This window comes from Amycolatopsis vancoresmycina (genome assembly GCF_000716785.1).
In the GTDB taxonomy this organism is placed as follows: Bacteria; Actinomycetota; Actinomycetes; order Mycobacteriales; family Pseudonocardiaceae; genus Amycolatopsis; species Amycolatopsis vancoresmycina.
The window spans coordinates 47,332-59,303 of record NZ_JNYY01000023.1 but is presented as its reverse complement, the minus strand read 5'-3'; the positions used below and the strand labels follow the sequence as shown (position 1 = coordinate 59,303).

Below are 11,972 nucleotides of genomic sequence, written 5' to 3'. Positions count from 1 at the left end.
TGGTCACGGGCCGGTGCCCGGATGTTCTGTCCGTTGCCGAAGGTGTGGGTGGTCGAACGTGTTGGTGCTTGGCTTGAACGGGAACTTCTCGACCGGGGGAGCCGACCTCGTGCCGTCGATGTCCGAGTTCTTCTTCCACGACGCTTCCGCGTCGCTCGTCCGGGACGGCGAACTGGTCGCCGCGGTCGAGGAGGAACGGCTCAACCGCATCAAGAAGACGACCAAGTTCCCCGTCAACGCGATCCGGGCGTGCCTCGACGCGGCCGGCGTGACGCCCGGCGACATCGACGCGGTCGGCTTCTACTTCCGCGAGAACCACATGGACGCCGTGCTCAACCACCTCTACACCGAACACCAGCGGGTGCCGGTCCGCTTTTCGCGGGAACTCGTCAAGCTCCGGCTCCGGGAGGAGTTCGGCTGGGACCTGCCCGACGAAAAGCTGGTCTACGCCCCGCACCACGACGCCCACGCGATGTCGACCTACATGCACTCGGGCATGCGGGAAGCGCTGGTGGTGGTGCTGGACGGCCGGGGCGAGGAAAACTCCGGCACGGTCTACCACGGGTCCGACGGCCGGCTGGAAAAGCTGGCGGACTACTCGGTGATGCAGTCCCTCGGGGTGCTCTACCTCAACGCGACCCAGCTGCTCGGCTACGGCTTCGGCGACGAATACAAGGTGATGGGGCTGGCGCCCTACGGTGATCCGGCGACCTACCGGAAGCTCTTCGCGCAGCTGTACACGTTGCGGGAAAACGGAGCCTACGACCTGCACCCCAACCTGACCGTGCCGAACCTGGTCAGCCCGCTGTTCCTGGAACACGGGTTCCTGCCGCGGCGCAAGGGGGAGCCGTTCACCCAGGAGCACAAGGACTTCGCCGCGGGACTGCAGGAGGCGGTGGAAACCATTGCGCTGCACGTGTTCGGCCACTGGGCGGCGGCGACCGGCCTGCCGGGCCTGTGCTTCGGCGGCGGCGTGGCCCACAACTCGAGCCTGAACGGCGTGCTGCTGGCCTCCGGCCTGTTCCGCGAGGTGTTCATCCACCCGGCGTCCCACGACGCCGGCGCGGGTGAAGGAGCGGCCTTCGTCGCGATGGCCGAGCTCGGGCACCGGCTGCCGCCCGGCGAACGGCTGCGCAACGCCTGCGTGGGGCCGGACCTGGGCACCGAGGCGCAGGTCGAGGCGCGGCTCGCCGCCTGGGACGCGGTGGTGGAGGTCGAGCGGCAGGCCGACGTCGTGGACACCGCGGCCCGGCTGCTCGCGGACGGGGCGGTGCTGGGGTGGGCGCAGGGCCGGTCGGAGTTCGGTCCGCGCGCCCTCGGCAACCGCAGCATCATCGCCGACGCGCGGCCCGCGGAGAACCAGACCCGGATCAACGCGATGGTGAAGAAGCGCGAGAGCTTCCGGCCGTTCGCCCCGGTGGTCGCCGCCGAAGACGCGAAGTCCTATTTCGACCTGCCCGACACGGTTGCGGCGTACGAATTCATGTCCTTCGTGGTCCCGGTGCTGCCGGAGCGGCGGGCGGAGCTGGGCGCGGTCACCCACGTCGACGGCACCGCCCGCGTCCAGCTGGTGGATCCGCTGTCCAACGCGCGATTCCACCGCCTGGTCACGAAGTTCGGCGAACTGACCGGAACGCCGGTCCTGCTCAACACCTCGTTCAACAACCACGCCGAGCCGATCGTGCAGAGCGTCGACGACGTCGTGACTTCGTTCCTGACCACCGAGCTCGACTACCTGGTCGTCGAGGACTTCCTCGTCCGGCGCCGGAGCGACGCACGCGCCGGGCTCGACAGCCTGGTGCCTGCCTTCCGGCCGGTGACGCGGCTGGCCGAACGCTCCGGTGACGGCTCGGCCGCCGCGGTCACCGTCGCCCGCGAGATCCACCTGGACTACTCCGGCGGCCCGGTCGCGACCGTGTCGGAGCCGCTGTACGAGCTGCTTCGCCGGGTGGACGGCCGGACGACGCTGGGTGCGCTGCTGGCGGCTGCGGGCGGCGAGCCGGACGCCGTCCGCGACGAACTGTACGACCTGTGGCAGCAGCGGCTGCTGAACCTGACGCCTGCCTGAGCCCCGGCGATGAGCCAGGTGGTCGCCGAAGTCAGTGGAGGCAGCGTGCACCGGACACTCAACGAACCCGTCGCCGGTCCGGCCCGGAGGCGGGACGCGGCGATGCGGACCTCCGCGGCCGCGGTGCGGGCGGACCTGGACCGCCTGCTCACCGAGCTCGGCGAGCATCGCGTGCGGTCCGATGCGCTGGTCGAGGCGTGTGTCGCCTGCCTGGAGGCGGCGCACAGCGTCGCCGGCCTGGTCGCCGACGGCGCCGCGGCGGCGGACCCCCGGGAGCAGGAGGCCGTGCACGCCCTGCGGGCGGCGACGGTGGCGGTCAGGTTCGCGCTGGCCGAACGATGAGCCGGGCCGCGGCCACGGCGTGGGAGGTGCGTCATCGGTTACCTCGGGATCGACATCGGCGGCACGAAGGTCGCTTTCCGGTTCGAGCACGGGGAACCGGGTGCGGCGGAGGAATTCTCCTTCGCCTGGCCGGAACCCGGCCCGGATGCCGCCGCGGACCTGCGGCTGCTCGGCGCCGAGGCCGCGAGAACCCTGCCGCGCGAGCGGATCACCGCGGTCGGAGTCTCGGTCCCGGCGACCCTGGACGGGACCGGCCGGGTGCTGGCCTGGCCGATGCGGCCGAGCTGGACCGGTGTCGATTTCGGGGCGGCGCTGCGGTCGTTGTTCCCCGGCGTTCCGGTGCGCGCAGCCGACGACGGTGACCTCGCCGCGATCGCCGAGGCGAAGGCGGCCGGCTGCGCCGATCTGGTCTATTTCGGCGTCGGCTCGGGCATCGGCGGCGGGATCGTGCTGGACGGCCGCTCGTGGCCGGGGTTCGAGCGCGCGTCCTGCGAACTCGGGCACGTGGTGGTGGACCGGGCCGGGGCCCGGTGCGACTGCGGTCGCCGGGGCTGCGTCCAAGCGCTCGCTTCCGGACCGGCGACCCTGCGCCGGGCGACGCGGTTGCGGGGCAGCCCGGTGACGCCCGCGCAGTTGCGTGCCGGGCTCGGGGCCGGTGAGCCGTGGGCCGTCGCGGCGGTGACCGAAAGCGCGCGGGCGCTGGCGGTGGCGGTGGTGAGCGCCGGGGAGCTGTGCGCGCCGGCCGCGACCGTGATCGGCGGCGGGTTCGCCGCCGGTGTCCCGGATTTCGTGCCGCTCGTCGCCGGCGAAGTGCGCCGGCTGGCGCGCCCGGGACGCCGGCCGGCGCCGGTGCGGCCGGCGGTCCTCGGTGGACTGTCGTCGTTGCACGGTGCCGTGGCCGCGGCCCGGGAACTGGGCCGCGACGCTCAGGCCGGGGAAACCTCCAGCAGGGCGCGGGCCGCGAGCCGGTAACCGAGCGCGCCGAGCCCGGCGACCATTCCGGTGGCGAGCGGGGCCAGCACCGATTCGTGCCGGAACTGCTCACGGGCCCAGACGTTGGACAGGTGCACCTCGATCCAGGGGCGGGGGTAGTTCGCGAGCGCGTCGCGCAGGCTCCAGCCGGCGATCATCAGCGCGCCCGGGTTGAGGATCGCGCCGACGGTGTCGTACTTGTCCTGCAGGACACCGATCAGCTCGCTTTCGGCGTCCGACTGGAACGCGGTGACCCGCCACCCGCGGGCGGCGACCTCGGCGGTCACCGCCTTCTCGATGTCGTCGAGCGTGGCCGAACCGTAGATCCCGGGCTCCCGGCGGCCCAGGATGCCGAGATTGGGACCGTTCAGCAGCAGCAATTCGTCCACGTGGTCGCCGTCCTCATTCGGTCGTCGGTCAACGGTCATTTCCAGAATAGCAATGATCGATCTCCGATTCGCCCGGCCGGAAACGCTAGGGGGACCCTAGGGGTGCGGCAGGGGATTGGTCGGCTCGCATTTCCGCCGCTAATGTGGCTGCTGTTTGGTCGGTGGTTCGTGTGGTGGCATTCTCAGGTGTGAAGGTAGGGGCGGAAATCCATGAGTGAAGTGCACCCGAAGCTGGAATTCCCGGTCTGGCCCCAGTACGGCGACGAGGAGCGGGCCGGGCTGCACCGCGCACTGGACCAGGGGCAGTGGTGGCGGATGGGCGGGAGCGAGGTCGACGCGTTCGAGCGGGAGTTCGCCGCGTACCACGACGCCGAGCACGCGCTGGCGGTCACCAACGGCACGCACGCGCTGGAACTCGCGCTCCAGGTGCTGGGGGTCACGCCCGGCAGCGAGGTCGTCGTCCCGGCGTTCACGTTCATCTCCTCGTCCCAGGCCGCGCAGCGCCTCGGGGCGGTGGCCGTGCCGGTCGACGTCGACCCGGGGACCTACAACATCGACGTGGCCGCGGCGGCGGCCGCGATCACGTCGAAGACCAGCGCGATCATGCCGGTGCACATGGCCGGGCTCGTGGCCGACATGGACGCGCTGGCGAAGCTTTCCGCCGATTCCGGCGTGCCGCTGCTGCAGGACGCCGCGCACGCGCACGGCGCGCGGTGGCGGGGCCGGAAAGTGGGCGACCTGGGTTCGGTGGCCGCCTTCAGCTTCCAGAACGGCAAGCTGATGACCGCGGGCGAAGGCGGCGCGGTCCTCTTCGGCGACGCCGAACTGTACGAGACCGGCTTCGTGCGCCACAGCTGCGGCCGGCCCCGCGGCGACCGCGGCTACTTCCACCGGACCTCCGGGTCGAACTTCCGGATGAACGAGTTCTCGGCGGCCGTCCTCCGGGCCCAGCTGGCCCGGCTCGACGAGCAGATCGCCGTGCGGGAACAGCGGTGGCAGGTCCTTTCCGGGCTGCTCGACGGCATCGACGGGGTCGTCCCGCAGGCCGGCGACGACCGGTGCGACCGCAACCCGCACTACATGGCCATGTTCCGCCTGCCCGGCGTCACCGAGGAGCGGCGCGGCGAGATCGTCGAAGCCCTCAACGCGCGCGGGATCCCGGCCTTCGTCGGGTTCCGGGCCGTCTACCGCACCGACGCCTTCTGGGAGAGCGGGGCGCCGGACCTGCCGGTCGAGGAGCTCGCCCGGCGCTGCCCGAACGCCGAGGCGCTGACGGCCGACTGCGTCTGGCTGCACCACCGCCTGCTGCTGGGCACCGAAGCCCAGATGTACGACGTGGCCGCGGCCGTGGCCGACGTGGCGGGCCGCGGATGACCGGCCGCCGGAAGCCGCCGGTCCGGGTCGCCGTGATCGGGCTGGGCTGGGCGGGCCGCACCATCTGGCTCAGCCGGTTGCGCAGCCACCCGGCCTACGAGCTGGTCGCACTGGTGGAGCCCGACCCGGTGCTCCGGGCGAGCGTGGCCAGGGAAGCGGGCGGCACGGCCGTCCACGCCTCGGCCGACCGGCTCTCCGCGGACGCGGTCGACCTCGCGGTCGTCGCCGTGCCCAACCACCTGCACGCCCCGGTCGCGGCGGAGCTGCTGACCGCGGGCATCCCGGTGTTCCTCGAAAAGCCGCTGTGCCTGACCTCGGCGGAGGTGGACCGGCTGGCGGCCGCGGAGGCGGCGGGCGGCGCGACGCTGCTGGGCGGCAGCGCGGCGGGCTACCGCGCCGACGTGGCCGCGCTGCGGGAGCTGACCGGGTCGCTCGGCACGATCCGGCACGCGGAGCTGTCCTGGCGCCGGGCCCGCGGGGTGCCGGCAGGCGCCGGCTGGTTCACCGCCCGGCACCTCGCCGGGGGTGGCGCGCTGGTCGACCTCGGCTGGCACCTGCTCGACGTCGCCCGGCTGCTGCTGGGCCCGCTGGCGGTCGAGCAGGTCGCCGGCTCGGTGTCGGCCGACTTCGTCGACGGCCGGTCGTTCCGGGCGGCGTGGCGGGAGGACGACCCGGTGGACGGCGCCGCCGACGTCGAGGACACCGCGCACGCGTTCCTGGTCACCGCGGACGGATTGTCCGTGGGCCTCACCGCCGGGTGGGCTTCCCACGAAGCCCTGGACCGGACCGTGCTGCGGATCGAAGGCAGCGAGGGCACCGCGGAACTGCGGTGCACCTTCGGCTTCAGCCCGAACCGGCTCGACGGCTCCCGGCTCTCCCACACGGTCGGCGGGGTGGCCGCGCCGGCCGGGGCGCCCGCCGAACCGGTCGGCGCGGAGTACGACCGCCAGCTCGACGCCTTGCCCGCGCTGCTCGCCGATCCGGCCTCCCGCGGCCGGGCCATCGAGGACGCCCGCTGGGTGATCGACGTCATCGAGCGCGTCTACGCGTCGGCGCCCGCCGGGCGCCCGTTGAGCGGCGTCGGCCGATGACCGGGCCGGTGCGCGCGGTGGTGTTCGACCTCGACGGCGTGCTCGTGGACAGCTTCGGCGTCATGCGCCGAGCCTTCGAAACCGCCTACGCCGAGGTGGTGGGGGACGGCCCCGCGCCGTTCGCCGAGTACAACCGCCACCTCGGCCGGTACTTCCCCGACATCATGCGCATCATGGGGCTGCCACTGGCGATGGAGGAGCCGTTCGTCCGGGAGAGCTACCGGCTGGCCCACCTGGTCCGCGTGTTCCCCGGGGTGCGGGAGGTCCTGACCGCGTTGCGGGAGAACGGGTATGGCCTGGCGGTGGCGACCGGGAAGAGCGGGCCGCGCGCGCGGTCGCTGCTCGAGCGGCTCGCACTGCTGCCGCTGTTCGACCACGTCCTCGGCTCGGACGAGGTGGCCCACCCCAAACCGGCCCCGGACATCGTGCGGCGCGCGATGTCCCTGCTCGGCGCGCAGGCCGAGGAGACGATCATGATCGGCGACGCCGTGACCGACCTCCAGAGCGCGCGCGGCGCCGGTGTCACCGCCGTCGCCGCCTTCTGGGGCGAAACGGACGAGGCGGCGCTGCTGGCGGCCGGACCGGATGCGACCCTGCGGAAGCCGGAAGACCTGCTGGAGTGGCTGGCGTCCGGCCGGGTCGCGTTCAGCCACTGAAATTCCCCACCACGAAGAGGACGAAATGGCATATTCGGCGACCGCGTCGGTGTACGAACACTTCCCCTTTCCATCATCGAACATCGACAACTCGGACGTGAAACTCCCGGACGACATCCCCGCGGTCGTCGAAGGCGGTTTCCGGCGTGGGTGGACCGTGCTCGACGCCGGGTGCGGAACCGGGCAGACCGTGGTCGGCATGGCCCGCGCCTACCCGGACGTGCACTTCGTCGGGCTGGAACCGAACGGCCCCTCCCGCGAGGTCGCCGAACGCCTTCGCGTCCGAGCCGGCGTCGAGAACCTGGAGTTCGTGGACGCGAGCATCTCGGGAGAACCGCTCGGCACTGAGTTCGACTTCATCTACAGCTACGGGGTGGTGCACCACATCCCGGACCCGGCCGCGGCGATCCGCTGGCTGAGCGGGCACCTGGCCGCGGACGCGCTGCTGCACCTGTGGATCTACGGCAGCATCGGCGAAGCGGAGCGGATGCGCCAGCGCGAGCTGGTGCAGCTGCTGAACCGCTTCGAAGGCAAGGACGGCATCCGGACCGTCCGGGCCCTGGGTGTGCAGCTGTCGCCGGCCAGCTACGGGCTCTCCGAAGAACACCTCGAACTCGCGGCCTCGACGGACTACCAGGACATCGTGGACGCGGACGCGTTCCTCAACCCGGTCGTCCACACGATGCGGATCGGCGAGGTCGCCGCGGTGCTCGAGCCACTGGCCGACTGGGTGGCCGTGGACCGCGTCTGGGCGTCCCGGGGCAACCCGCACGTGGACCTTGCGGGCGCCGGGCCGGGCGCGAGCGCGCTGTCGGTGCTGCGGCCCGAAGACCTGTACCAGGATCCACTCCTGCTCGAAAGCATCGCGTCGCTCAGCCCGCTGCAGAAGGCGGCGCTGATCGAGCTCGCGGTGTCGGCGTCGGGGTTCAACCTGATCGCCGGCCGCGGGGACGCGCTGTCGTGGTGCACGCCGCGGATCGCCGGCAACCTGCTGACTCCGTGATCGGGTGCGCCGGCCGGGATGCCCCGGATCAGCTCCGGGGCATCCCGGCCAGCGCACCGGCCACCGCGTCCTCGGGCACGTCCCGGACCAGGCCCGGCCCGTCCGGTCCGTCCAGGACGAAGCTCAACCCCTCGGTCGCCTTCTTGTCCAGGCGCATCAACGTGATCAGCTCGCCGTCGGCGAGCCCGGCCGGCAGCTCGGCCGCCAGGCCGTAGCTCGCCACCACCTCGTGGTGCTCCGCGACCCGGGCCGGTCCGATCCGCCCGAGCTCGCCGGCCAGCCGTCCGGCGAACACGGTGCCGATCGCCACCGCTTCGCCGTGGCGCAGGGCGAAACCCGTGGCCCGTTCGAGGGCGTGGCCCAGCGTGTGGCCGTAGTTGAGCAGGTGCCGCGCCCCGGCGTCGCGCTCGTCCGCCGCCACGATCCGGGCCTTCAAGGCGACGCTCGCCGCCACCTGGTCCAGCAGCGGCCTGCCGTGGAGACCCGGCGCGCCGATGAAGTGGCAGCGGGCCAGTTCGCCGTAACCGTTGCGCCATTCCCGGGCGGGCAACGTCTCCAGGTAGTCGAGGTCGCACAGCACCGCGCTCGGCTGCCAGTACGTGCCGACGAGGTTCTTGCCCGCCGGCAGGTTCACCGCCGTCTTGCCGCCCACGCTCGCGTCGACCTGGGCCAGCAGGGACGTCGGCAGGTGGAGCACCGGGATCCCGCGGTGGTACAGCGCGGCCGCCAGGCCCACCGTATCGGTCGTCGTGCCGCCGCCGCAGGACACGACCACGTCGGACCGGGTCAGGCCGGATTCGACGAACCGGCGGCACAGTTCCTCCACGGCCGCCAGCGTTTTGGTCGCTTCCCCGTCTTGGGCCGGGATGACCGTGTGGGGGACACCGGGGTCGGGAACCTCCGCCTCCGGCCTGGCCGTCACGACCGCCGCCTTGCGCGCGCCGAGGCCCGCGACGAGCTCCGGCAGGGCCCGGCGGACGCCCGGGCCGATGTGCACGGGGTAGGACCGCTCGGCCAGGTCGACGGTGACGCTTCTGGTTCCGTTGGGCACTTTCCGGGCCTCTCGCCGAGGAAACTGTTACGGCCGAAGGGTATTACGGCCTCGCCCGCTCCGGCGCGGATTCAGGGGGCCTACGGGGACCGGTCAGGGGGGTGCCGCCGCCGGGCGCCGGAGAGACTGGCTGTGCCTGCCCGAGCGGGAAGTGTGGTGGCATGCTCCGTACCGACCTGATTCGCCCGGTGCCCGAACTGCTGCGCGAGCGCGCCCTGCACCACGCCGACCGGCTCGCCTACAGCGACGGCGAGCGGTCACTGACCTACGCGCAGCTCGAGATGCGGACGCGCCGCCTCGCCGGGCACCTGGCCGGGCTGCGCCTGCAACCCGGTGACCGCGCGATGATCTGCTTGGGCGACCGGGTCGAGACGGTGGAGAGCTACTTCGCCGTGCTGCGCGCGAGCGCGCTGTCCGTGCCCGTGGATCCCGGGGCGACCGACGCCGAGCTGGCCTACCGGCTGGAAGACTGCGGCGCCCGGCTGGTGATCACCGACCACGCGCACGCCGAGCGGTTCCGGCGGCTGCTGCCGGGCCAGCCGCTCGTGCTGGTCGGCGCCGGGCCGCCGGTGGCCGGCTGCGTGTCGTGGGAGTCCCTGGTGGCCAGGGAACCGAAAGCGCCGGCTCGTGACGATCTGGGGTTGGACGAGCCGGCGTGGATTCTGTACACGTCGGGGACGACGGGGTTGCCGAAGGGGGTTGTGTCGACGCAGCGGAGTTGTCTGTGGTCGGTGGCGGCGAGTTATGTGCCGGCGTTGGGGTTGTCGGCGGATGACCGGGTGTTGTGGCCGTTGCCGTTGTTCCATTCGTTGTCGCATGTGGTGTGTGTGCTGGGTGCGGTGTCGGTGGGGGCTTCGGTGCGGGTGCTGCCGGGGATTTCCGTGGGTGATGTCCTGGGTGCGGTGGACGAGTTCGAGCCCACGGTGCTGGCCGGGGTGCCGGCGCTGTACCAGGGCCTGGTGAACGCGGGCGGTGCCGGTTTTCCGCTGGTGCGGGTGGGTCTGACCGGTGGTGCGGTGCTGCCGGTGGCCGTGCGGTGGGCGTTCGAGGGTGTCACTGGTGTGCCGCTGGTGGACGCCTACGGGAGCACGGAGTCGTGCGGGGCGATCGCGGTGACCTGGGTGGGCGGTAGCGGCCCGGCGGGGTCGTGCGGACTGCCCGTGCTGGGGCTGGCGGTGCGGCTGGTGGGGGTGGATTCGGGGCTGGACGTGGCCGCCGGTGCCGAAGGCGAGGTGTGGGTCCGGGGGCCGAACGTGATGCTGGGGTACTGGAACCAGCCGGCGGCAACGGCCGAGGTTCTGGTGGACGGGTGGTTGCGGACGGGGGATCTGGCCCGGGCCGACGAGTCGGGCTTTCTGACAGTGACCGGCCGGGTGAAGGAATTGATCGTCCGGGGCGGGGAGAACGTGCATCCCGGTGAGGTCGAGGAGGTGGTGCGGGCGGTCCCGGGGGTGCTGGACGTGGCGGTGGTGGGGCGGTCGCACGGGGTGCTGGGCGAGGTGCCGGTCGTGTTCGTGGTGGCGGGGCCGGGTGGCTTCGATCCGGCGGAGCTGGTGCGCGTCTGCCGGGAGCAGCTGGCCTTCTTCAAGGTGCCGGTGGCGGTCTACCAGATCGGTGCGGTGCCCAGGACCGCCTCGGGCAAGGTCAGGCGCCACGCGCTGCTGGACCTGCCCGCCCGGCTGCGTGCCGTCGGCGACGGCGAATACGAATCGCTGCTGCGCCTGGACTGGGTTCCCCGGCCCCTGCTGCCCGCCCCGCTCGGACCGGCCGGTTCCTGGGCGGTGGCCGGGCCGGACGCCGGCGCGCTGGCGGCCGCGCTGCGCCGGGCGGCCGGCGGGACCGCCGACGTCCGGACCGCCGCGTCCCCGGCCGGGCTCCGGGCCGCCGTCGCCGCCGGCGAACCCGCGCCGGACGTGCTGGTGCTGCCCGCGCCCGACGGGGCCGCGGAGGACCTCGCGGAAGCGGTCGGAGCCGATGTGCCCGCCTGGACCGCCGAACTGGACGCCTGGTGCGCCGACGAGCGGCTGCGCGGGTCGCGGGTCGTGGTCCTCACCCGCGGCGCGGTCGTCACCAGCGGCCAGGACGGCGTGGCCCGGCTGCGGCACGCTCCCCTGTGGGGCGTGGTGCGCTCGGTGCAGGGCGAACACCCCGGCCGGGTCCACCTCGTGGACGTCGACGAGGCACCCGCGCCCGGGCCGGCTTCGCTGGTCCGGGCCGTGCTCGGCGGTGAGGCGCAGGTCGCGGTCCGCGGCGAGGTCGTGCTGGTGCCCCGGCTGGCCCGCGTCTCGGTGCCGGAGCACCCCGGACCCGCGGTCGATCCGGGCGGCACCGTCCTGCTGGCCGGCGCCGACGGGCTCCGCGGGGCCGCGTTCGCCCGGCACCTGGCGGCCGCCCACGGGGTGCGGAACCTGGTGCTGCTCAGCGCCGAAGGCTGGCCGGAGCGGACGGCGGCCGAGCTGACGGCGCAGTTCCGGGCCACCGGCACGGACGTCACGCTCGCGACCGGCACCGCGGCCGACGGCGCGGCCCTCGCGGCGCTGCTGCGCGGGGTCAAGCGCCCGCTGACCGGGGTGGTGCACGCGGAGGAGACGTCCAGCCGGTACCCGGTGACCTCGGTCGTCCGGGGCATCCTGAACCTGCACGAGCTCACCCGGCGGCACCGGCCGGGGGCGTTCGTCCTCCTGACGTCGGCCGGTGGCCCGCTCGGCCGCGCCGGCCACGCGGACCAGGCCGCCGTCGACGCCTTCGCCGAAGCGTTCGCGCAGTGGCGTGGCGGGCCCGCGCTGGCGCTGGCGTGGGGACCGATGACCGAGGAGGGCCGGTCCCGGTTCCCCGGCATCGGCCCACTGTCCACTGCGGACGGTCTCGCGATGGTCGACGCCGCCCTCGCGACCGGTCACCGCGCGCTGTCCGTGCTGCGGGTGGACGCGGCGAACGTCCGGGCGCCCACCCCGGTGGTGCTGCACGACCTGATCGACCTGACCCCGGCGAACCGGTGGCCCGCCACCCCGGAAGGAGAAGAGTGA

At 73.3% G+C, this 11,972-nt stretch carries 10 protein-coding genes; 8 read left to right on the top strand and 2 right to left on the bottom strand.

The features are described 5' to 3' along the window. Positions 1-64 precede the first annotated feature (64 nt). Genes OO60_RS37660 through OO60_RS37650 form a run of 3 tightly spaced genes read left to right on the top strand, consistent with a single transcriptional unit; the run spans position 65 to position 3,382 of the window. Positions 65-2,068 (top strand): carbamoyltransferase family protein, encoded by a 2,004-nt coding sequence (locus OO60_RS37660; RefSeq protein ID WP_240490821.1) that lies wholly within the window; start codon positions 65-67, stop codon positions 2,066-2,068. Between the two features lie 45 nt (positions 2,069-2,113). Next, entirely contained in the window at positions 2,114-2,410 is a 297-nt protein-coding gene (locus tag OO60_RS45225) for a hypothetical protein (protein ID WP_244885642.1), read from the top strand. A gap of 33 nt (positions 2,411-2,443) precedes the next feature. After that, positions 2,444-3,382 (top strand): ROK family protein, encoded by a 939-nt coding sequence (locus OO60_RS37650; RefSeq protein ID WP_051767905.1) that lies wholly within the window; start codon positions 2,444-2,446, stop codon positions 3,380-3,382. Here OO60_RS37650 and OO60_RS37645 read toward each other — a convergent pair. After that, positions 3,337-3,771 (bottom strand): type II 3-dehydroquinate dehydratase, encoded by a 435-nt coding sequence (locus tag OO60_RS37645; protein ID WP_004558824.1) that lies wholly within the window; start codon positions 3,769-3,771, stop codon positions 3,337-3,339. The genes OO60_RS37650 and OO60_RS37645 overlap by 46 nt on opposite strands. Positions 3,772-3,981: 210 nt before the next feature. Here OO60_RS37645 and OO60_RS37640 point away from each other — a divergent pair, with 210 nt between their 5' ends. From OO60_RS37640 to OO60_RS37625, 4 genes are read left to right on the top strand one after another with little or no spacing between them, the layout of a single operon-like run. Next, positions 3,982-5,145, top strand: coding sequence for a DegT/DnrJ/EryC1/StrS family aminotransferase (locus tag OO60_RS37640; RefSeq protein WP_004558825.1), 1,164 nt, complete (start codon positions 3,982-3,984; stop codon positions 5,143-5,145). Beyond that, complete coding sequence (locus OO60_RS37635) at positions 5,142-6,236, top strand: Gfo/Idh/MocA family protein (protein ID WP_004558826.1); 1,095 nt, start codon at positions 5,142-5,144, stop codon at positions 6,234-6,236. Before OO60_RS37640 ends, OO60_RS37635 begins: the two co-directional genes overlap by 4 nt. Beyond that, positions 6,233-6,892 carry an HAD-IA family hydrolase gene (locus OO60_RS37630; RefSeq protein ID WP_004558827.1) on the top strand — a complete coding sequence of 220 codons (660 nt, stop codon included), beginning with the start codon at positions 6,233-6,235 and terminating at the stop codon, positions 6,890-6,892. The genes OO60_RS37635 and OO60_RS37630 overlap by 4 nt, the downstream gene beginning before the upstream one ends. A gap of 25 nt (positions 6,893-6,917) precedes the next feature. After that, positions 6,918-7,895 (top strand): class I SAM-dependent methyltransferase, encoded by a 978-nt coding sequence (locus OO60_RS37625; protein ID WP_004558828.1) that lies wholly within the window; start codon positions 6,918-6,920, stop codon positions 7,893-7,895. Between the two features lie 28 nt (positions 7,896-7,923). Here the strand turns inward: OO60_RS37625 and OO60_RS37620 are convergent, their stop codons facing one another. Continuing rightward, positions 7,924-8,946 carry a 3-dehydroquinate synthase family protein gene (locus OO60_RS37620; RefSeq protein ID WP_004558829.1) on the bottom strand — a complete coding sequence of 341 codons (1,023 nt, stop codon included), beginning with the start codon at positions 8,944-8,946 and terminating at the stop codon, positions 7,924-7,926. Positions 8,947-9,107: 161 nt separating this feature from the next. Here OO60_RS37620 and OO60_RS37615 point away from each other — a divergent pair, with 161 nt between their 5' ends. Then, on the top strand, positions 9,108-11,972 hold the full coding sequence (locus tag OO60_RS37615; protein ID WP_033263153.1) for an AMP-binding protein: 2,865 nt from the start codon (positions 9,108-9,110) through the stop codon (positions 11,970-11,972).